The sequence below is a fragment of the Spiroplasma apis B31 genome (assembly GCF_000500935.1).
Taxonomy (GTDB): domain Bacteria; phylum Bacillota_I; class Bacilli_A; order Mycoplasmatales; family Mycoplasmataceae; genus Spiroplasma_A; species Spiroplasma_A apis.
This window is the reverse complement of sequence record NC_022998.1, coordinates 116,537-139,110: the sequence shown is the minus strand read 5'-3', so window position 1 is coordinate 139,110 and position 22,574 is coordinate 116,537. Positions and strand designations below refer to the sequence as shown.

Here is a 22,574-nt window from a genome sequence, read left to right as displayed (position 1 = left end):
GATCGCGTAATCTAAGTTATTACGCATTCAGGGAGAGTCATTCAGTTTCTAATATCTTTTCGAATCATTCTGTTCTTGTAATAACAACATCTAATCATTCAGATATAATATATTGAGAAATATTTATTGTATCTATTAGTTTCATTGCTTTACCTCCTATAAAATAATTCGTTCAAAATTTATTATAACACTTAAAACATTTTTGAAAATAAAAAAGAGTTTAAACACTCTTTAATTTATATATATTTAAGCTTTATCGCTAGGATTTTTAACACCATCATCCCATGAACCATTAAATGCTTTTGAGAAATCATATTCTCTTAAATAACTAAGTCCATGATTAACTAATGATTTTGCTACCCCAACGCCATTTGCATTTTTTCCACGGTCGTCGTTAACAGATCACATTGAAAGATAAGCCAATCCGACATTTTGTGCTCAATTATAAAGTTCTTTTGCATCTTCTAAAGTGAACACTCCAGAAACAGTGTCATTAACTCCAATCATAGGAGTCGCACCAATAAGTTTATAGATGTCCTTTTTCAATAAATCAGATACTTTGTAATTGTTCATAATTGATTTTGCTATATTGTCTCTTGTGTTATCAACAGCTTCCTTAGCTAAGTCAAAGTTTGTTTTACCTTGGCGTATTGCCTCTTCGTATATTGGATTACCATAATCCATCAACATTAAGTTTGTTACTGGTAAATCCTTGTATGAAATTCCAGCATTTTTGTATGCCTTAGTAAACTTGTCCATAACATTGTATCCAACGCTGGTTAACCCTGTTGGAAGTACTGGAAGTGTTATAGAAAAGTTTCATGAGCTGTCTTTTTTCTTCATATTTGCTAATGTTTTAGCCAAAACAGCATTACCTGTTTCATCATTTTGAGCTTGACCTTCAATATCAAAGTCTATGTTTTTTGGCATTTCAACATTATGATTTTTTCTTTTTGCTAAATCTACAAGACTTTGGTTGAACTTGATTAAGGCTTCTTCCAATAGTTCTGCAGCTTTATTAATATCCCCATTTGCTTGTTTATAAGCCACATTTCAAGGGTTTTTTTCAATATATCCCCCTGTTGTTGCTCCACCATATGCTACTTTAATATTTTTAAAGTTATTTGATTCAATTAATGGTTTTAAATCTTTTTCATATAACTGACTTTTTTCTCACCAATCGAATCCTTCTCCTTTATTTTCAATACCTGCTATTGATAAATCAAGATAATTACTATGACTATTTACTTGTTGAACAAACGCTAGTGTTAAGTGATCTAAACCAGAAACCTCTCTTATTTTTGATATATCATTTCCTTCATATAGACCGGCATCTAGGTAAGGAGAAAAATAAGTGCTACCATTTGGAGTTGCTTTTTGGTTTATTTTAGAGCTACGGTTCGGGTTAGCGTCTTTTCAAGATATGTAATTAGATTTAGAAGAAGTACTTGGTGTAGATGGTGCTACAACATTACCGTCACCTGGCGTACTTCCTGATACACCATCTCATTGATTAGGCTCCTTTTGAATAATTTTGTCTAGCTCTTTATTATTTTTAATATTCTTATCGTAGTCAATATATCCATCTAATTTTTCTAAATCCTCAGCTTTTGTTACTTCGTCTTTGGCTTCATTTAAATGACCTGATAATATCTTAGCAAAAGTAAGTTTTTCAAACCCTGCACCAGATCTTATGTTTTGGTCTAGTGGATTTTTATCAGCTAAAGCCTCCTTACTTTCATTATTACTTTCAAACTTAGACGGATAGTCTCTTGTTAAGTAGAACATCGAGATTTGTCCTAACCCTTTTTCCACTGCAAATTTTCTCAATTCCAATGCATCCTTAGCAGTAAAATTATAAACCGCTTTTTCTGCACGTCTACCAATTCAAGGAGTAACTCCCATATGTTTAAAATAAAATTTGTCATCTCTTGTCTGATTATTTTCATTAACATTTTGATTCATAATCTTTCAAGTATTTTTTGTATTCTCAATTGCTTTTTTCATGATTGGTAATTCTCAATCTTCATTTGAAGAGTGCTTATCAGTATATGTCAAATATGGTAATACTAGATTTAATCTAAAATTCGTACCCAAGTACTTGGTGAACATGAATAAAGGAAACTCCTCATCTGATAATAATGAAATATCTCCATTTCAACTTTCTTGTCCAGCGACACTTGAGATTCCATCTTCTGTTGAGACAACAAGGGACAATCTTATATCAAAATCATTATGTTTTTCTAGAAGTATTTTTAAAGCCCCTGCTAAAAGTCTTTGAGAATCCGCATAGCTACCTTTATTTGACAAATAAGGTGCTGCAAAGTAAAAGTCGAATTTTTTTGTTGAGTAATTCTCTGAAATCTTTTGTAACTTATCTGCTAATTCTTCTTCTGTTAAATTATTTTTATATGCTTCATGTCAAAGGGAATTTGCAAACGGTCCAAATGATATGGTTAATTTTTCAGTTTTTAGACCGTTGTTTGTTCATTCTTCAAATCTTTTTTCAAATCATTTAGCTGAATTATTTGAACTCCTATTTGGTGCGGCGTCTCACATAGGTACTAAGTTATCTTCGTCGCTAGCATTTTGCATAAAACCTAATGTTATGCCGTCATTATCACTAAAAATTTCTTTGTTGTTAATTAATTTACCTAGGTTATTATACTCGTTATTCTTGTCAATTAGACTTTTTTCAGCATCACCGTGATGGTTTGAACTAACACCTTTCTCTTTTAAAAGGTATTCAGCAGTATCTTTAACTATACCGATATCTGTATAAGGTGTAAATGATAAATTATCAGTTATATTAAGAATTTGTTTCTTTGCTAATGTTGACTTTGTAATAGAGTTAGATAAATTTGCAGATCTAGCTTGAGGACCTTTTTCACTTGATGAACTATAATCTTTTGTTAAAACTTCTCCTCACTTCATTGATTTTGATTTGTTATAAGTTTTGAGTAATTGTTCACCTTGCTTTGTGCCCCCATCGGCATTTGGATTTTCTATCTTTAAAGGTTCGTTTAACTCATTTACTTTAAAGTTTGTACACGCTACTGCATTTGAAGCAACAGCTGTTGACATAGATACTGTCAACAATCCAATTAATAATTTTTTCATTTTTTTAGCCCCTTTATTATTTTTATTTATTTTAAACAACTTATTGTATCAAATCAAGTTTAATCAATAAATCGGTGAATTTTATATGATACACCGTTTTTTTTATGATGTGGTGCTATTTCGTTTGCAGAACTTTTGATAGAATGTGAGGCATTTTCCATTGCAACACCCACACCAGCCCATTCTATTGAGCGTCTATCATTTTCACCATCACCAAAATAAATAACTTCTTCTTTAACAATATTATAAATATCTGAAACAATTTTTAAGGCATTTACCTTATCGACATTCGGTGGACTAATTTCTATATTCATAGTTTTTTTTGAGACATAACTTCAAGCATAACTCTCGTAGTTTTTATTTTCAATAAACTTTTTAAGATATTGTATGTTGTTCTTTTTTCCACAGGCTATTACTTTATATGCTCTATGTTTTATGTTTTTATTGTTAAAAATGATAAGTTTCCTATTTGTTATTTTCTTCATGAACCAAATAAAAAGTCCGCCCTTTTTTATCACATAAGATATCTTAGGGTCTTCTATATAAGAAAAACAATTTATTTTTAGTTCCTTAGATTTTTCATAGATAGAATTTACATCTTCAATCTCGAAAAACACTTCTTTAATTATTTCGTAAGAAAAATCTTTTTTTAATTTATATATTCCTCCGCCGTTTAAACAAATTACAAATTCTTCAAACTCGAAACTTCCGATTTCTTTTGCAATGCTTAATACTCTACTTATGCTTCTCCCGGTGGCTATACAAATTTTCATTCCGGCTTCTCTAGCCATGTTGATAGCTTTTATATTTTCTTTTGAAACCTTTCTCCCCTTACCAATCAAGGTACCGTCAAGGTCCAATGCTATCATTTTATATTTTTGGTTGTGCCTACTTTGCAAAGTGAATTAGTTGGTCTTTTCCTATAAAACCTGAATGTCTTTGTTTTTCTTCACCATTTTCAAATTTAATTAAAGTTGGAATTGACATTATTCCATATTCGTTTGCTATTTCTTTCAAGTCATCTGTATTAACTTTTATAAAGTTTATTTCAGTTTGTTCCTTTGCTACCTCATCAAATACGGGTGCAAGCATTTTGCAAGGTCCACATCAGTCTGCATAGAAATCAACTACAGTGTTTGATTTTGATATTTCGTTTTTAAATTCTTCTTTACTAGTAATAATTTTTGCCATTTTCTTTTTCTCCTTAAAGTATTTCTTTTTCTATAAAGTGCGCTACACCATCTTCGTTATTAGAAAGAGTTTTGTGTGTAGCTATTTTTTTTAAAGTATCAATTGCATTATCCATAGCAACTGAATAATCAGTTTTTTCAAATAAAGGAATATCATTGAAATTATCCCCGAAACATATTGATTGGAAAGATTTATTCTTTTTAGCAAAATGTTTTGAAATAAATTGTGCAGCTTCTCCTTTATTAATATTTTTGGGTATTATCTCATAAACTCTGTTTGTATATTTGATTATGTCTAAACCTCTTTTGGCAAAGTTGAAGTCTTTATGAAGTTCTTTTTCCTCAACTTCACCAGCATTATCGGGTAAGATTATTGTTAAATGTGATATCGGTTTTGTTATCTCTTCAAGTGACTCAATTACCTTATAATCAACCTTCATTATATCGCTTCAATATCTTGAATTTTCCCCTGGACCATATACATAAGTTATGTCGTTGGCAAAATAGTGAACTTTATATTTGCCAACCTTGCCAAATGTTTTGTTAAATATTTTTTTTATTAATTTTTGACTTACATATATCTCACGTAACCAAGTTCCTGATTCAAAATCATAAATATGAGTACCATTATTTGATACGGCTATTCCACCCAACTTATCAATTCCGATATTTATAGCTTGTGTGAAAATTCCATCTTTAGTACTTCTTGCGGTTATTGGAATAAAATAATGACCGTTTTCATAAGCTTTTCTTACTGTATTCTTCGTTCGTTCGCTAAACTCATGATTAGAATTTAGTGCAGTCCCATCCAAGTCAGAGAATATTAATAATTTTTCTTTAAATTCATTTCTCACGTTATCACCTTTTTTAATTATATTATAGTTTTTCTACCAATTTTTAATAAAAAAAATCATTCTTAAGAATGATTTAAAATCTTTTATGGTCCGGAATAAGGGACTTGAACCCCCACGTTTTACAACGCCAGATCCTAAGTCTGGTGCGTCTGCCAATTCCGCCAATTCCGGAAAAATGGTGTCCCGTATAAGACTTGAACTTATGACCCACTGGTTAAAAGCCAGTTGCTCTACCGACTGAGCTAACGAGACGAAAATTGAACAAAATTATAATAACATATTTTTAAGTAAGGTGTAACTAAAACTCTAAAAATTATTATTTTTATCGTAATCCTATATTAATTACAATTATATAACTACAGAAATTCCTATTTAAATCTAACTAGGATTTTTTACAAGATATAAAATATATTATTATAAATTTTCTCTATTATCTTTAATGATAACTGACATTGCTATTGTAATTAATATAGAAAATATAAGATTCAATGCCCAAAAAATTCAAGTTACAAAAAGTCAAGATAACAAAATTGTAGTTACAGAGAAAACTAGACCTAGTATTGCTCCTGTGTAGTTTTTTGTTAATTTACCTTTTAGTAAAGTTAATATTGTGTAGGTGCTTATCCATATAATGTTAACCACCAAATAACCAATTACCATGCCATAACCAAGTAAATTGAAAGAACCAAGGGCTGTTGAAACCGTCTTATAGAATATAAGTGTCAAAAGTTGGTTTAAGAGCAAAAATGTTGACCCTATAATAATTAAAATAAAAACTCATTTCTTCATTATGTACCCCATATTTCTTTAATGATACAATATTTCACTTAATAAAAAAACAATCTTCTTGTAAGATTGTTTTAAATTCTTTTGATGGTGCTGATGATAGGACTTGAACCTACAACCTACTGATTACAAGTCAGTTGCTCTGCCAATTGAGCCACATCAGCATAAAAAAATGGTGGAGTGCGACGGGCTCGAACCGCCGACCGCCTGCTTGTAAGGCAGGAGCTCTCCCAACTGAGCTAGCACTCCAACAATAAAATAATGGTAGCCTGTACGGGGATCGAACCCGTGTATGCACGGATGAAAACCGTGTGTGTTCACCGCTTCACCAACAGGCCATAAAAAATGGCGGCTTTTGCAGGACTCGAACCTGCGACCAACCGGTTAACAGCCGGTTGCTCTACCAACTGAGCTAAAAAGCCATAGAGCAAAATCTACTTATTCATAATAGCATATAAATATAAATAAAAGCAACAAAATTTTGAATTTTTTTTCTTTTTTTATTTTTAATAGAACTCTATCTATGAACTTGTTAATAATATCACTCTTTGGATAAAAATCTATAACTTGGTGTTCAATGACAAACTTTTTGTTGTTTACTCAAGAAAATAAAAGTGTTTCAATAAACTCCTTCTGATTTTTTTTCATAAAAAGGCTTTCAAGAACAAGCTTTTGATTATACTTGCCTACAATTGCACCCTATAATAATGCAAAGTTTTCACATTGTTTTAAAGTCTTAATACACTAACTAAAGACGCTATTAGATTAAAAGAACGAGTTTTTTTATTATTAATCTAAGCTATATGAGCGATTTATGACATCTTATACCACTTACATTGCTCATAATTGATATTGAGATCAATTGCAAGCGGCTTAATCATGTTAAAAAATCTACACTTTTGAAGGTGTAGATTTTATTTAATATATACACTAATTTTTATCCGATTGTTACATCTTCTTCTAAATATCCGTAATTCTGTTTGTTTTTAGGTTTAACGAAAGCCAACAAAGTATTAGATATACCTAATTGACCTATAAACATTGTTATTACTAGCATAATTTTACTTATGACACCCATTTGAATAATCTGACCATTAGTAAATGGTTGAAAACCAACGGTTCCAAAAGCACTACAAACATAAACAATTAGTTTAATGATTGTGGACTCGGTATTTTTTGAGTCATCAGTGTTAAACAACATCTCGTTAGAGTCTAAATAAACAACATATATGCTGACCAATACAATCATGAAGGAAAGTAATACAACAGCAAAACTTCTTTTAACTGTTTCGTCTGGGATACGTTTCTTAAACGCTTCTGTAGAAGATTTATTTCTCATTATTGAGAAAATTGCTATAAAACAAATTGCTAGAGTCGTTGTTCTAATACCACCAGCCGTTGAAGAAGGCGCTGCACCAATAAACATTCAAATTGATAAAATGAACTTTGATCCAGCAGTAAAATTATTAATATCCACACTCGCAAAACCAGCATTTCTACAAGAAGAAACATTGAATAATATATCAATTATTCAAACATAGGCTGGTTTTCATATTTTTTCTGAGTGCTCCCCGTTACTATCTTTATTAAGTAAGATAGCACTATTCTCGATCGTTAAATATTCAGAAAGAAACACTAAAACTGGACCCAATATAAATAAAGTTACATACACTATAAAGTTAAGTTTTGTGAATAAAGAAAACTTAACTGTTTTACCTAATTTTCTAGCACGAAATTTTCTTTTAATATCATGGTATGTTGGATAACCAAGACCACCAATAATTCATTGAGCTAAAAATGTAAATTGTAGGATGTAACCTCTTGAGTCATCTTGATTATAAGGCTGCAATGAGTTTCCACTCAAGATATCAAAACCCGCATTATTAACAGCACTCACTGAATGAAAAATAGACGCTCACAATGATGTTCCAAAATTATGATATGGATTTGTAGTAGTGTTTGGATTCTCTTGCAAATAACTCTTTGACATTGGAGTGAAATAAAACCCAAAAAACAGAATAAATGCTCCGATAATTTCTACAGAAAGGAGAAAGAAGAACGCATCTTTAATCATTTCAACAGTGTTTGCAAGAGAGTTACTTCCTCTTTCGGTGTTTGCAACACTTTGGTCGTCTAATGAAATTTTTTTATTTAAAAATACTAAAAATACAATTTTAACAGTTAGAATACCGATCCCACCCATTTGTATAAGAAGCAATATTAAAAACTGGCCAAAAAAGCTATATCCAGTGTTAGTTTGTATCATTGTAATACCTGTGTCAGAAAATGCACTTGAGGCGGTAAACATACCAGTTATAAAGTTTCAAAAATTAGACTCCTCTTTTACAACACCAGGAATGCTCAATAAAAAACCACCAATTACAATGGTAAGCAGGTAAACGGATATAATCCTACCGCTAACCCTAGAAAACGGCCATCAATTTTTTGGTTTTGCAAAAAAGGTTTTCTCAGATTTTTCAGTTGAGTATTTTCTTTTTGACCTTTTCTTTTTTCCAGACTTAGGTTCACCAGTTGTAAGTGAGTTATTATTAGAATTATCCACAAAATCATCTCCTAATTAATAAAACTACCTTAAATTATACAACAAACTTTAAAAGAGTTATATAATAAAATGAGTAAAGAAATGAGGGGCAAAATATGGCTAGAAAGAAAAGTTTCGCTATTATGGGAGCGAATTATTTTGGATTATCTGTAGCCCAGACTTTAGAAGAAAAAAAACAACATATAAAAATATTTGATCTAAATGTTGAAAAATTAAATTTATATATGTCTGAGTTTGACTCTATTGAAGCTGTTGTATTAGATACTACCAACAAAGCAGCACTAGAGAAAAATGGAATATCACAATTTGATGGAGTAATTGTTTGTTTTGGAACAAATATGGAAGCAAGTATACTTACTGTTCTAAATTTAATTGATCTAGGTGTTGAAAATATAATCGTTAAGGCAAGAGACAAACATCATAAACGAATTTTATTAGCACTTGGATTAGACGAGGACAAGGTAATTATACCTGATGTAATAACAGGAAAAATGGTTGCAACTAAGTCGCTTTTTGATATTGAAAGTGAGGTTCAATCAACCGATGGAGAATATGTCTTTACAAGCATCAAAGTAGCAGAAGAAAACGTAATTAATAAAACAATCGGAGACGCTGGGTTGAGCTCAAATAAAGACTTCAACATTGTTCAAATTAAAAGAAATGGTAAAATTGTCATACCCGATGAATATACTACTCTCAAAGAAGACGATGTATTAGTCGTTTTCGCTAAGAATCATATGATAAATGACTTAGTTCTTAAAATACGTGGTGAAGATGAGTATGAATAAAAGCATTAACTAAAAAAAGAACCAAGGTTCTTTTTTTAGTTTATTTTGTACAATTATTAATTTTTAAAAGCTGCATCTGCAAGTTCTTTGATTATATTGATTGCAATATCTGGATTAACATTTCCACCAGTACATTTCATCAACTCACCCATTATTGTCTTTTCTACCCTTTCAGGTCTGTTTATAAATTGTTCTTTTATCAACGAAGTATTTTTTTCAACAATAGGCATTACTAATCTTTTGATTTCGTCTGTGTCACTTATAAGTTTTCAATTATTTTTCTCTATAATTGAAAGCACGTTTTCATTACTTTTGATTTTTACTGGCATGATCATTTTTACATGTTTTGAAGAAATAACTCCTTTATCTGTGAGTGAGATGATTTCAAATAAGTCTTTTGGTTTTAAATTTGACCCCTTCAGAGTTATATTATCCTTATTTAATATTGCTTTTATTTCTGTTATTAAAAGGTTCGCCACTTTTTTAGGGTCAGCACCATAACTTATTGTCTCTTCAAAAAATAATGTCAAGTTTAAGTCTGAAAGAATATAATTTATATCATCCATTGATAATTTATAATCACCAAAGTATCTTTTTCTTTTTACTGATGGTAACTCAGGTGCATTAATTATAGTTTCATTTATTCATTGTTCATTTAGTTTTATCGGAAAAATATTTGGCTCGCGTGTATATTTATAATCAACCGCATCGTTTTTAACTCTCATTAAGACAGTTTCTTGTTTGTTTTCATCAAAACGTCTAGTTTCTTGTTGAATTTTGTGCCCGTTAAGTAATAAGTCTGATTGTCTTTTGATTTCAAACTCAATAGCTTTTTTTACATTGTTTAGCGAGTTTAAATTTTTAACTTCTACTTTGGAACCATAGCCGTCATATCCAAATGGACGTAAAGAAATGTTTACATCACATCTTAATGACCCTTCGTTCATTTTAACATCACTTACACCTAGGAATAGCAAAATCTCTCTTAAACCATTTACATAAGCAACAGCCTCATCAGATGATCTAATTACTGGTTTAGTAACGATTTCTATCAGCCCTATACCACTTCTGTTATAATCGATAAATGTCAAATTATCTTTGTGTATCTGTTTGGCTGTGTCTTCTTCGATATGAAGTCTTTCTATCTCTATTTTTTTAGAAGTATTATTATCTAGTTCTATTTCTAAAAAGCCATCTTTCCCTATTGGAAAGAATTGTTGAGTTATTTGAAACCCTTTGACTAGATCAGGGTAAAAATAGTTTTTGCGATCAAATCTTAGTAAGGGGTCTATTTTCAAATTTAATGCATTACACGCAAGTAACGCAAGACGAACACATTCTTTATTAACACTTGGTAAAGCTCCAGGATAACCAAGATCAACCTCGGAAACCTGAGTATTATGTTCAAGGCCGAAATTAACTGGTGCGGGTGAAAATATCTTTGTATTTGATTTCAACTCTACGTGATTTTCAATACCAATTATTACTTCAAAATTAGTCATTTGTCTCACCCCCATTTTTTTGTTTTGCAACTACTTCTTCTATATACTTAGATACTTGTAATAATTCCAAGTCATTTTTTGGTCTGGCATTTAAATTTATACCTATTGGAAGACCGTTGGATTTAATAAAAGGCAAAGTTATTGAAGGCATACCGTTGAAGTTAGCTAAAATTAAAAGATCTTCAAGAAATACTTTTTCATCATTATCTCTTTCTTCTACATCAGTACCTAGAACTTCAGAAACTTTAGGTGCCACATTCAAACTTGGTGGCAAAATTAAAATATCTATCTCTTCGTATACTCTTGATAACTCTTCATTAATTAATCGTCGTACCTTTTTAGATTTTGCAAGAAGTCTCTCTTGATTTTCTTTTTTTAACTGAAAACTTCCAATAACAAATCTTCTTTTCACTGTGGATCCAAAGTTTTTTGATCTTGAGTTTCGCATAATTTCAAGGTAATCTTGTCCTTTTTCCCTTTTACCAAAATTAATACCATCCAGGTTCGCGTGTGTGGTTGCACCTTCTGAGAAAGATATCATCATATATGCGGCAGTTATAGCATCGAGTAGCTCTTTTTTGAAGTCTACAAAAATAACTTCATGGCCGTCTTTTTTAACCTTATCGAAAAGTTTTTCGTAGCTTCCAAGCAAACTTTTATCCATATATTTTTCTACAGATGTTAAAAAACCAAACTTGATTTTTTCTTTTTTTTCATTTAAGTTTGCAGAAAAACTTTGTTTGTTATCTATTGATGTAAAGTCATTGTGGTCTAAACCGAAAGAAGCATCGCACAATATAGCCATATCTTCTACACTTCTAGTAAAAAAACCAACATGGTCTAAGCTTGGAGAATATGGTATCACACCATATCTAGAAATACTTCCGTAAGTTGGTTTAAAACCAACAATACCTGTATAGCTTGCTGGTTTACGAATTGAATCACCAGTGTCTGTCCCTGTTGAGTAAGGAACTAAACCAGTAGCCACTGCAAAAGCACTTCCGCTTGAACTTCCACCAATTATTCTTTCTTTATCTAAAGGGTTACGAACTTCTCCGTTGAACGCAAAAAGTCCAGTACCCCCCATACCTAGTTCATCCAAAGTGGCCTTACCACAAAGGATAGCACCAGACTTATCAAGGGTTTCTGTTATTGTTGCGTCAAAAGTAGGATAGTAATTTGATAAAATTCTTGAGCTACCAGTTGTTAGAATGTCTTTTGTCGATATGTTGTCTTTTGTTACATAAGGAATTCCATAAAGGGGATTATCAAAATTTTTTGTTTTTTCCAACTCCTTTGCTCTTTCAAGGGAATGATCTTCGGTTAAAGTCACAAGAAAGTTTGAGCTCATTTCTTCTTTTAGGTTTTTAATAGTTAAATTTGTTAGTTGGGAGATAGTGATTTCTTGATTTTTTAATTTTTCGTTTAGTTCTTTAATACTTAAAAACTTTATTTCCATTAGTTCACTACCTTTTCAATTACCACATAACCTTCTGATGTTTGTGGTGCATTTCTTAAAACTTTTTCTTTTGGTGTTGTTTTTGAAACCTCATCTTCTCTTAAATAACTATTTGTTAAATCAAAAGGGTAATGTGCTTCCTCAACACCCTCAGTATTTATTAAAAGCACTTTTTCAAACTTATTTAAAATATCATTTTCCAAGTTTGTAATTTCATTTACCTCATTTTCATCCAAGTCCAGCATAACATCGGCTGCTAGCTCTTTTATCAAATTCTTTGTGATTTTCATTAATTTATGTCTCCTATCATATTGTTGAACTCTTCTTCACTTAATATTTTAATGTTTAATTTTATTGCTTTCTCTAATTTACTTCCTGCATCTTTACCTGCTAAAAGATAATCTGTTTTTTTGCTAACACTATCTATAACTTTAGCACCGTAGCTTTCTAAAATATCTTTGAAATGATTTCTTGGTTTAGATAGCGTTCCAGTTATGACAAAGTTTTTGTTGCTAATGGTTTCGTTGAAAACGCTTCCAATATTTCCTAAGTAAATTAAATTAACACCGTTTGCTTTTAAGTCGTTTATTAAATCTATATTTTGAGTTACTTCTCTTCAATCTATTATTGATTTTGCAACAATTGGACCGATATCATATATTTTACTAAAATCTTCGAAACTAGCTTTTAGGATATTGTCAATATTTTGAAAATTAATAGCCAAAGTTTGGGCTGTTTTTTTACCAACATGTCTAATACCTAGTCCAAAGAATATTTTTTCCAAAGAGTTTTTTTTAGAACTTTCGATGGCTGTAAGTAAATTTGAGACAGACTTATCGCCCATTTTGTCGAGTGTTAAAATTTTCTCTTTGCTAGTTTTCAATGTATACAAATCAGAAACTTTTTTGATTAGACCGTTGTCATAAAGTTTTTCAATAATTTTTATACTTAGACCTTCGATATTCATTGCGTCACGAGAGACAAAATGCTCAATACTTCTGATTCTTTTTCTTGGACATAAATTGTTGATACAATATTGGTCTACTTCATCTTCAAATCTTTCAAGTTTTGACTTACATTCTGGACACTCAAGAGTTTCTTTTCAATTTTCAAGGTTATTATAATTATCATCTTTAACAACTTCTATAACCTCTGGTATTATATCACCCGCTTTTTTTACCTTGACTTTTGATCCAACTTTTATTTTTCTATTGTGGATAAAGTCAGAATTATGTAAAGTGGCTGCTTGAACAGTAGTACCAGCAAGCTGAACAGGTTCTAAAACTGCATTATAAGTTATTTTCCCTGTTCTACCAACAGTGGCAAAAATGTCTTTCAATAAAGTTTCTTTTATTTCTGCGGGAAACTTATATGCTATTGCTCACTTTGGTGATTTAGATGTATAACCAACTTGATCATATAAATCAAAATTATCTAGTTTGATAACAACTCCATCAATTTCGTAATCAAGTTCGCTTCTTATATTGTTGATATAGTTAATATGTTCCAAGACATCATTAATATTTTCGCATAATTTACCTAACTTATTTACTTTAAAACCAACAGAGTTAATAAAATCTAATGATTCAGAGTGTTTGTGATATTTGGTTCTATTCATATAATAATATAAAAAAGCATCTAAATTTCTGCTTGCTGCTATTGATGAGTCTAATTGTCTTAGTGTTCCAGCAGCGGCATTTCGGGGGTTGGCAAAAAGAGGTTCATCGTTGTCTTTTCTTTTTTCATTTATTTTGTCAAACTCTTTTTTAGAAAGAAAAACTTCACCTCTAACTTCAAAATATTCATCTGAATTTTCTATTTTTAAGGGAATACTTTTTATTGTCTTAACATTATTAGTTACATCCTCCCCATAGTAACCATCTCCTCTTGTGACACCTTTTTGTAAAACGCCGAACTTATAAAGAAGAGATATAGATAACCCATCAATTTTTGGTTCAACAAAGTAATTATAATTTTTATTACCTATACTTTTAAATATTTGATCATCGAAATTAATCAAATCACGTTCGTTAAAAGCGTTGCTAAGACTTAGCATAGGCACCTGATGTTTGTGTTTGGCAAACTTATCTAGTACGAGTCCCCCAACCTTTTGAGTTGGAGAATCTGATGTAACTAGTTCTGGATTTAAACTTTCTAGTTCGATAAGTTCTTTCAAAAGTGAATCATATTCAGCATCTGAAACCAAAGGCGCATCTAAAACGTAGTATGCGTGGTTTCACTCATTAAGCTTTTTTTTCAAGCTATCTAACTTTTCCTTTATATTGCTCATAATAATATCTCCTATAAACTTAATCAAGTATATTTTTTAATAATAACTGGTTCATTTGTGCTTACTTTTCGTCTTTTGATGAAGTCGAACAATCAATAAACAACAACATTTAATAATACTATACCCATTACTATCATAACAACACCATTTGTTTTTGTCATATCTGGGTATATGAAGTTTATAAACTTAACAACTATCGGATTGTAGAAAGTTAAATAACTAATCAATATCAAATCAATAATTCCTGTAAGCCCTGTAGTTCTAATTTTTTTCCTAATGAATATTCAAAAAAATGATAAGGCTAAAATAACCATTGCGAGAATAAAAGTTGTTCAAAAGTTAACATTTTTATTTTTAAATATTGAAGTTCAAACGTAAAGAAAGTTAAGGTAGTTATCGTTTGTAGATACAAACGGCTGCTCCATACCTAGTGTTATAGCGATGGAAATTAACATAAAACTTATAGGAAGTAGCAATATTGTGAAATTTGTCTTTTGGTCAATAAATATTTCAAACTTTGATACAACCGAATAATTACGAGACATTCAAAAAGCAGTCAATATCAAGAAGACAGTAAGTATTCCGAAAAGAAGACTTTGTATATAATAACCCAAGACAATGTTAAAGAAAAATATATCAATCAATGAGAATATAGAAAGTTTTAGTAAATCTTTAGTAAAGTTTCTAGAGTACGTTTTTTGAATTACAAATATAAATCCATAAAGAAGAAATAATACTTGGTAAGAACTATCTCAAGAAAAACAAATATAACCACCTAAAACCATTCCATTAAAAAATGTGTTATTTCTTTCTCTATACTCAGAAGTGGTGTACTTCAATAATAACATTATTGAATAAAATACTAAGTAAATGAATATTGACTCTCCTCCCCAGAACGATGCGTCAAAGTAAGCTATCAATAATTTACTTATTGAGAATATAATTAGAGATATGGCGAACAAAGCACAAGTATTTATGCTTTTAGTTTTTTTCTTTAAAGCCTCAAACATAGTTATGAATATTGAAGAGAAAAGAAATGCATCAATAATAAAACAAAAAGGTTTTATGAAATCTTGATACTGGTAGGTTTCAATATTACCCAATATTATCAAAGATAATTGAAAAGTATATCACCCTTGAAATGGTTTGAAACCTAAAAAATTAAATAATGTTGCGTTATTGAAAAATGAAACAGGATTATCTTTTAATCAGTTCAATATTGATAATGTATTTTTGTGTCGTGCAAAACTAACGTTATTCACGAATTGGATACCAAAAAAATTAATACCTACAATCAAAGCAACTATTCCCATGTAGATGATTGTGTTCAATGAGAAAACGTTTGTTGATAGTCAGTACTTTGAGAAAACAAAACAAAAAGCGATAAACAAAATTGTCAATGCTCATATGAAATATATAAAGAATATATAAGGTAGTACAGAAATAAGTTGTAATGGAAATGTTAGTACTGATATAAATGTGAAATAAGTAAAAAAACCAGCTGCAATTGCTGAAAAACTATTCTTTATTTTAAACTTTAAAAGTTCTAATATAATAGTCCCTGATGTGTAAAACATAAAGATAATAGGTATTGTTAACACAATAGGGAATCAAATTGATAAACTCGTCATTTCTTTTCACCAAATTTATTATACCATTCCCAACATACCAACAATAAGCCTAGAAAAAAATAAAAAAAGGAGTGTTATTTCCCTTTTATAATATAAATTTTTTCGTTATTTGAGCTGACATTTATATCTAATGTTTCTAAAGAAATATGGGCAGCTGCACTGTCGTCTTTAATTCCATAAAGAGCTTGTGATAGTTGTTCTGTATTGTCGACAATATCATTTACATCTATACCATTCTCTTCAAATCGCTTTTGACGTTCCTCAGCGAGTTTTTTTGTTACTATTTTGTTAATCAATGGCATATTAATCATGATCCCGTTCATCATTTTTGGAGAAAATAAATAAGCGAACAATACTAGCACAACACCAGAAACAAAAATAACTCCAAAGAATAATCCGATTAAAGGTTGAATAGGTGCATTACCTCTTGCTGATGATTCTACATCAAACTTATTTTTTATCACGAATCAATTTATCAAACTCATAGTTATAGCCGGTACTATAAGTATTAAAAAATTATTCAAAACGTGTTTTTTAGTTGAATTGTAAGTTGCGTATTTTCAAACATAAAACCATAAATAAGCATATCTAGCTACTAAAAAGATCATTTTAATTGTGTAAAGGGCAATGATACCTGACACCAATGCGAAGTTTTCCCCACCTGCATTGGTTATCTTACATATATAGCTTATTGCGAAACTTAACACTATATAAATAGAACCTAAATAGTTTTGAAACTTCGATACTTCCCCATACCTACCCTTTGCATGAATAAGGGTTATTTGTGCTTCGCACAAAATTATTAAAGCTGTTGAACTAGCGTATAGTATAGAAAAGTACGGATTATAAAACATGAATCTCAATGCTTCATCTTCACCGCTCAATGTTTCCAGAGACTTTTGAGCAATATCACCATACAATGCACTTGCAAAATAAGGTGATAATATTGACATATTTATAAAAGTAAACCCAGCCACTAAATAAATATAAAGCTCATATTTTGCGTAGCTTTCTCACTGAATTCTACCCCGTTTGGCAACTAGAACTACAAAGAACTCTCTAAATGATGTAATAAAATTTGTCATAATTAGACGCGTGTTAACCGCAATTACAAGATATAGCGAAAGAGTAGAAGATACTCCAAGACCAAGAACAAGTGATGCTATTATAACGTCAGTATTTAATAATAATGATGTACCAATTGAAGAAACTACAATTTTTCGCTTGGTAGTATTTAGTTTGAAACTATTAAAATCCTTGTAATATTTCAATCAAAGGTATTTCTTTTTTGCATATAAATAAATCATTGCACCTTTAATTGGCGAATAAAGTAATATGGATATAAATGGAATTATGGCATTCACATTTTTTAAACTAAGCAAATAGAATAGTATCCAATATACTGCAATATCTGTGAATAATATTACTAAGCGTCTAATTGAGTTTTTATTATCTGCTGCGATTAAGTTTTCGTAGACATTAAATCAATAAGAACCTACAAAGTTTTTGAAACCAAATATAAGGGTAATAATCAGTAGCGCTCAATAACCTAAAAGTGTAGTCTCGCCGTTTTGAGTGATATTCAACCCAATTTGCTTTCAACTAGAAGTATCAAATATGCTACCATTTGCAGAAACACCAACATATAGAGGATAAATAAATGCTAGTAACAAGACAAGAATTATACTAGTTAAAGCAGATTTTTTATAAGCTTTTTTTGAGGTAGAATAAATTTCGTTAGCGGTTATTCAATCATTTTGAACAATGGGTTTAACCAATAAAATCGTTGTTGCTAAACCAAGAGAACCTTCGGCAGTTGCAATCAATGCCGAAAAGGAACTAACCAACCTGATAAACCCGTTAAATTGTGATCCAAACTTTTCCAAAACCCAATAAATAGTTAAAAATTGAATTATGGCATTAAAAAGCGATATAGTAGTACCAATAATAATACTGAAAATACCCTGTTTTGTAGATACCATTTAGTCCTCCTCCTTATATAAATAATATTTTATCATTTAAACTCTTTTTTTAGATAGGAATTCCTTTCCGTTTAAGTATGCTAAATCATTTTCAAAGTTCTCGAAACGTAACTTGCTTGCAACTAAGCCAATTGCTTTAACACCCGTTCTTTCAGCACCATATCTAAAGTCACCAACTATTGGTGCTTTAAAAAAGCTACATATTGCTCTTATCTGATGTTTTCTGCCTGATAAGAGTTGAATCTCATAAGTATACTTAAGTTTATCAACTAATTTATTAATTTGTTGGCAACTCTTATAACCGGGTTTTTCTATTTCGGAATAAACAGATTTTTGCTTTTCACTATCATATAATATAAATCCCTCAACAAGGCCCTCGGGAAGACTATCATTTTCCAAAGTTGCCTGGTAGTATTTTTGTATTTGCAATTTATTTTGTATTGCGAGAAGCATAACATCTAAAGTCTTTTTATTTTTTGCATAAATTACCAGACCTGCTGTCAGCTTATCTAACCTATGAACATGACTAACAACAAAACTATTTTCTTCTTCTGGACTATATTGTTTTGTTCTTATTAAGTATGTCTTAACCATGTTATCTAGACAAGGATTTATTTGCGAGTGCATTTCTACATTGTGGTTTTTATCAATAATAAGAATGTTTTCATCTTCAAAAATAATATCTAAACTAGAGAAATCACACATTACGAATTCATCTCTCAAAACACTTTGTGATGAGTCGTATACCTTAATCTCATCCCCGGCTTTTAATTTAAGTTTTTGATCTTTTACTTTCTTATTGTTTAATTTGATTTTGTTAGTTCTAAATCATTTATAAATTATAGATAGTTTAGTTGTTTTAAAATTCTTTTTAATGAAGTTAAAAATTGTTTGATTCTCATCATTTTGATTTACGTTTAAAATTGTCATTATTTCTCCTATATGAATATTGATACTAATATTAGTATGAACGATATTAAATTGTTAGTTAGGTGTAACATTCATGAGTAAGTTACATTCCCTTTGGTTAAAATAAAAGCACCACCCAAAATAAAACCACTTGATATGTAGCTCAGTGAATGAATATAATCACCTGTAAAACCAAAGTGTAGAAAACCAAAGTAAATTGAGCTTGTAATGTATGCGAACCACTTATTAGAAACATTCAAGAATCAGCAATTACGAGTTACTATTTCTTCACATATAGGTGCTAATAAAACAACATATATAAATAAAATAGACAAGTAAATAACTTTTGTTATGGTTGGTGTGTTTTTATTTTTTAACGGTCCTATTAAACTTTCTTGATTATTAGATTCGCCTTTTATATTAAATATTCAGTTATACAAATATACAAATATACCTTGACAGATAGCCAAAATAAGCACTATACCAACAAATGTAACAAGTAATAACTTTACTTTTTGAGTCTTTAAAGTTTCTTTAATTCTTTTAAATATAGTACGGTCCTTAGTCATGACCAAGATAACAAGGATGGTGGTTGACACAATATATAATCCTATGGTTAAAAAACTTTTTATATCGTCTGAGTTCGGTATACTCAATAAAAAGATACTTAATAGAAGAGCTAATACAGGTTGTAAGAATGTATAAATGTAAAATCATCCATAACCATTTTTTCAAAAGCCCGAACCGTTTCGCATATAATTGAATATAAAACCAACACCAACAGATATAAGAGTTAGTATTTGGAGTGTTGCTTGTACATTTACCGAACTTTGTAAATTGAAAAAAATTGTGAAAATTATCGATAACAATAAAGGTACAAATAATGCAGAACTTGCAAAAATCATACCGTCAGTTTTTCAGTTTAATATATCAAACTTAAAATTATGGTTAGTAGAAAAATGTTTATCTTGTCAACTTTTAAAATCAAGTTGTTTGTTTTTTTTATTTTTTGGATGAATTTTCACATTACTCACAATAAGCCACCTTTTTGTCACTATCTAAATTATAACGAGAACTCTGCAAGAAATAAAAAAATAAAAAAAATCTCTTTTTATAATTGTGGTTAAAGTTCACCAAAATTATTTTTGAGATTTTATTAATTTATTTTACGATTGCAACCAAGTCGCCTTTTGCTACTTTTCCTTTTTTTACTATTTCTAACTTTTTGCCTTCCATAGAGTCAATAGTAAATATTAAAGGTGATTGTATAGAAGGAACTTTTTTAGCCACTTCTTCTAAGTCAACAACAACTAACTGGTCACCTGCAGATACTGTTTGACCTTGTTTAACTTTTACATCAAAACCTTCACCTTCTAGAGTAACTGTATCTAAACCTATGTGTAAAAGAATTTCTACTCCATTTTTACTTTCTATTCCATAAGCATGTCCAGTTGGGAAAACAGTTACTAACTTTCCAGCCATTGGTGCAACAAAATCACCATTAGATGGTACGAAGGCTAAACCATCACCCATCATTCCTTCTGCAAAGACCTCGTCTTCTACTTTTGCTAAGTCTATTATTTCACCATCAACTGGTGAAAAAATTTCAATACTTTTATTTTTTGTAAATAAACCCATATTTAAGCACTCTCCTCTTTCATTAATATGATATCGTAATACATTACATTAGTTTAATAGTTTATTTATTTTTCATCAAATTTTTCACTAGTTCTAATACTTGTTCCGAAGTATCACACTCTAATGCTTTTGAAGCCAAATCTTTTGTTTCTTGAGTAGTTAGTTTTGACATTATGCTTCTTGCTTTCAAAATACTAGTTGCAGACATAGAATAAGCATCAAGCCCAAGACCCATCAATAGTGGTATAGCGTCTGGTTCTCCAGCCATTTCTCCACACATTCCAGCTCATTTCCCGTGTTTATGTGCTCCGTCTATTGTAAGTTTCAACAACTTTAAAATACAAGGGTTAAAAGGTTGATATAAGTAGGTTACATGCTCACTCATTCTATCTGCAGCCATTGAATATTGAATAAGATCATTTGTTCCAACACTGAAAAAGTCAGAGTATTTAGCAAATTGTTCAGCATGAATTGCTGCTGCTGGTATTTCAACCATCATACCAATTTGTAGGTCTTTTCCGACACTTACACCTTCACTCTCAAGTTGTTTTTTACATTCTAAAGTAAAGTTTTTAGCCGCTAAGAACTCATCAACTGTTGCTATCATAGGGAACATAATTCCAACAGGACCGAAAGCACTTGCTCTAAGTAATGCTCTAATTTGGTCTCTGAAAATATCTTTTCTATCAAGTGTAAATCTTATTGCTCTGTATCCTAAAAATGGGTTCATTTCATGAGGGAATTCGAAGTAAGATAATTTTTTATCGCCACCAATATCTAGTGTACGTATAATAGTTATTTTACCATTCATATCTGAGACAACTTTTTTGTATGCCTCAAATTGTTCTTCTTCTGTAGGGAAGTGATCGTTATCCATATACAAAAATTCAGATCTAAATAAACCTATTCCTTCTCCACCATTTTCTAGGACAGCACTAACATCTTTGGGACTACCAATGTTACCTTCTAAAACAAATTTATCATACCCGTCTTTTGTTAATGTTTTTTTTGTTTTAAATTGTTCTAGCTCAGCTTTTTCCTTCAAGAAGTTTTCAGCTTTCTTGATTCATTCTTCTTTACTTACTGGGTTTATTTCTACTTCTCCTGAGTTACCGTCAATCGCAAGGATATCACCGTTTTTAGCTTCTTCCAATATTGTTTTCAGACCAAGAACCGCTGGTATTTCCAAACTTCTTGCCATTATTGCTGCGTGGCTTGTTCTACCACCAATATTACATGCAAATCCTTTTACATATTTTGGATTTAATTGTGCTGTTTGGCTAGGTGTTAAATCTTCTGCTACAATTACAACTTCTTCTGAAATGGTAGCAAGATCAACTACAGGCAATTTTAGAACGTATCTTATCAATCTATCTGTAACATCCTTAATGTCTGCTGCTCTTTCTTTAAAATATTCATCTTCCATTGCATTAAACATCTCAATAAACTTGTTTGCCACTTCACTGATTGCTTTTGCTCCGTTATAATTTTTAGATTTTATTAATTCTGTGAACTCTTCAGCCATAGCAGGGTCTTCTAAAATTGACGCATGTGCTTCGAATATAGCAGCCTTTTCTTCACCTAACTTCTCTTTTGCAATAACTTGAAGATTTTCTAAATCTTTTTTTGCATTTATGATTGCTAGATTGACATTATTTAATTCTTCTTCTGTGTTAGTAATATTATTTTGAGGTATTATGATTGGTTGTTCATCCAATAAATAAACCTTAGCCAAAGCTATACCGTTGCTGGCACCAATACCATTTAATTTTGTTGACATTATTACGTATTCCTCCTAATTTATTAAACATACTTATTATACAAAATTATTACCCCTATATTTTTAGTTTTTTTTATTAAAA

Annotated in this window: 18 protein-coding genes and 6 tRNA genes; 1 reads left to right on the top strand and 23 read right to left on the bottom strand. The window is 30.5% G+C overall.

What is annotated here, in order from left to right; genetic code table 4:
- Positions 1 to 19: 19 nt before the first annotated feature.
- The 13 genes from SAPIS_RS05560 to SAPIS_RS00555 all read right to left on the bottom strand — a co-directional run bounded on the left by SAPIS_RS05560 (position 20) and on the right by SAPIS_RS00555 (position 8,513).
- A complete protein-coding gene (locus SAPIS_RS05560) occupies positions 20 to 145 on the bottom strand; it encodes a hypothetical protein (protein ID WP_023788901.1) in 126 nt (41 codons plus the stop codon).
- Positions 146 to 246: 101 nt separating this feature from the next.
- Positions 247 to 3,120 carry a glycoside hydrolase family 18 protein gene (locus SAPIS_RS05140; RefSeq protein WP_023788900.1) on the bottom strand — a complete coding sequence of 958 codons (2,874 nt, stop codon included), beginning with the start codon at positions 3,118 to 3,120 and terminating at the stop codon, positions 247 to 249.
- Positions 3,121 to 3,179: 59 nt separating this feature from the next.
- Entirely contained in the window at positions 3,180 to 3,989 is an 810-nt protein-coding gene (locus tag SAPIS_RS00610; RefSeq protein ID WP_023788899.1) for a Cof-type HAD-IIB family hydrolase, read from the bottom strand.
- Between the two features lie 19 nt (positions 3,990 to 4,008).
- Positions 4,009 to 4,311 (bottom strand): thioredoxin, encoded by a 303-nt coding sequence (gene trxA, locus SAPIS_RS00605; RefSeq protein WP_023788898.1) that lies wholly within the window; start codon positions 4,309 to 4,311, stop codon positions 4,009 to 4,011.
- Between the two features lie 13 nt (positions 4,312 to 4,324).
- Positions 4,325 to 5,164 carry an HAD-IIB family hydrolase gene (locus tag SAPIS_RS00600; RefSeq protein ID WP_023788897.1) on the bottom strand — a complete coding sequence of 280 codons (840 nt, stop codon included), beginning with the start codon at positions 5,162 to 5,164 and terminating at the stop codon, positions 4,325 to 4,327.
- An 86-nt stretch (positions 5,165 to 5,250) separates the two neighbouring features.
- Positions 5,251 to 5,335: transfer RNA gene (locus SAPIS_RS00595), tRNA-Leu, on the bottom strand.
- A 5-nt stretch (positions 5,336 to 5,340) separates the two neighbouring features.
- Positions 5,341 to 5,416, bottom strand: a tRNA-Lys gene (locus SAPIS_RS00590).
- A gap of 162 nt (positions 5,417 to 5,578) precedes the next feature.
- Positions 5,579 to 5,953 (bottom strand): hypothetical protein, encoded by a 375-nt coding sequence (locus SAPIS_RS00585; protein ID WP_041612566.1) that lies wholly within the window; start codon positions 5,951 to 5,953, stop codon positions 5,579 to 5,581.
- Positions 5,954 to 6,038: 85 nt separating this feature from the next.
- Positions 6,039 to 6,114 (bottom strand) — tRNA-Thr (locus tag SAPIS_RS00580).
- A 9-nt stretch (positions 6,115 to 6,123) separates the two neighbouring features.
- Positions 6,124 to 6,199: transfer RNA gene (locus tag SAPIS_RS00575), tRNA-Val, on the bottom strand.
- A gap of 13 nt (positions 6,200 to 6,212) precedes the next feature.
- Positions 6,213 to 6,288: transfer RNA gene (locus SAPIS_RS00570), tRNA-Glu, on the bottom strand.
- An 8-nt stretch (positions 6,289 to 6,296) separates the two neighbouring features.
- Positions 6,297 to 6,372 (bottom strand) — tRNA-Asn (locus SAPIS_RS00565).
- Between the two features lie 515 nt (positions 6,373 to 6,887).
- Positions 6,888 to 8,513, bottom strand: a complete 1,626-nt coding sequence (locus SAPIS_RS00555; protein ID WP_023788895.1) for a TrkH family potassium uptake protein — start codon at positions 8,511 to 8,513, stop codon at positions 6,888 to 6,890.
- Positions 8,514 to 8,608: 95 nt separating this feature from the next.
- Between SAPIS_RS00555 and SAPIS_RS00550 the strand changes: the two genes are divergently transcribed.
- Positions 8,609 to 9,301, top strand: a complete 693-nt coding sequence (locus SAPIS_RS00550) for a potassium channel family protein (RefSeq protein ID WP_023788894.1) — start codon at positions 8,609 to 8,611, stop codon at positions 9,299 to 9,301.
- A 56-nt stretch (positions 9,302 to 9,357) separates the two neighbouring features.
- Here the strand turns inward: SAPIS_RS00550 and gatB are convergent, their stop codons facing one another.
- From gatB to ptsP, 10 genes are all read right to left on the bottom strand, one after another.
- Positions 9,358 to 10,803, bottom strand: coding sequence for an Asp-tRNA(Asn)/Glu-tRNA(Gln) amidotransferase subunit GatB (gene gatB / locus SAPIS_RS00545; protein ID WP_023788893.1), 1,446 nt, complete (start codon positions 10,801 to 10,803; stop codon positions 9,358 to 9,360).
- The gene (locus SAPIS_RS00540; RefSeq protein WP_023788892.1) at positions 10,796 to 12,262 is read right to left on the bottom strand and encodes an amidase family protein; all 1,467 of its coding nucleotides are present in this window, start codon (positions 12,260 to 12,262) and stop codon (positions 10,796 to 10,798) included. The genes gatB and SAPIS_RS00540 overlap by 8 nt, the downstream gene beginning before the upstream one ends.
- On the bottom strand, positions 12,262 to 12,552 hold the full coding sequence (gatC, locus tag SAPIS_RS00535; RefSeq protein ID WP_023788891.1) for an Asp-tRNA(Asn)/Glu-tRNA(Gln) amidotransferase subunit GatC: 291 nt from the start codon (positions 12,550 to 12,552) through the stop codon (positions 12,262 to 12,264). The genes SAPIS_RS00540 and gatC overlap by 1 nt, the downstream gene beginning before the upstream one ends.
- The gene (gene ligA, locus SAPIS_RS00530; RefSeq protein WP_023788890.1) at positions 12,552 to 14,552 is read right to left on the bottom strand and encodes an NAD-dependent DNA ligase LigA; all 2,001 of its coding nucleotides are present in this window, start codon (positions 14,550 to 14,552) and stop codon (positions 12,552 to 12,554) included. The genes gatC and ligA overlap by 1 nt, the downstream gene beginning before the upstream one ends.
- Before the next feature lie 11 nt (positions 14,553 to 14,563).
- On the bottom strand, positions 14,564 to 16,183 hold the full coding sequence (locus SAPIS_RS00525; protein ID WP_023788889.1) for a hypothetical protein: 1,620 nt from the start codon (positions 16,181 to 16,183) through the stop codon (positions 14,564 to 14,566).
- 74 nt (positions 16,184 to 16,257) lie between these two features.
- Positions 16,258 to 18,165: a hypothetical protein gene (locus tag SAPIS_RS00520; protein ID WP_023788888.1), complete on the bottom strand. Its 1,908-nt coding sequence runs from the start codon at positions 18,163 to 18,165 to the stop codon at positions 16,258 to 16,260.
- 36 nt (positions 18,166 to 18,201) lie between these two features.
- Positions 18,202 to 19,095, bottom strand: coding sequence for a pseudouridine synthase (locus tag SAPIS_RS00515; RefSeq protein WP_023788887.1), 894 nt, complete (start codon positions 19,093 to 19,095; stop codon positions 18,202 to 18,204).
- Positions 19,096 to 19,103: 8 nt separating this feature from the next.
- Entirely contained in the window at positions 19,104 to 20,108 is a 1,005-nt protein-coding gene (locus SAPIS_RS00510) for a CPBP family intramembrane glutamic endopeptidase (RefSeq protein WP_023788886.1), read from the bottom strand.
- 127 nt (positions 20,109 to 20,235) lie between these two features.
- Positions 20,236 to 20,712 (bottom strand): PTS sugar transporter subunit IIA, encoded by a 477-nt coding sequence (locus tag SAPIS_RS00505; protein ID WP_023788885.1) that lies wholly within the window; start codon positions 20,710 to 20,712, stop codon positions 20,236 to 20,238.
- A 61-nt stretch (positions 20,713 to 20,773) separates the two neighbouring features.
- Complete coding sequence (gene ptsP / locus SAPIS_RS00500; protein WP_023788884.1) at positions 20,774 to 22,492, bottom strand: phosphoenolpyruvate--protein phosphotransferase; 1,719 nt, start codon at positions 22,490 to 22,492, stop codon at positions 20,774 to 20,776.
- Between the last annotated feature and the right edge of the window lie 82 nt (positions 22,493 to 22,574).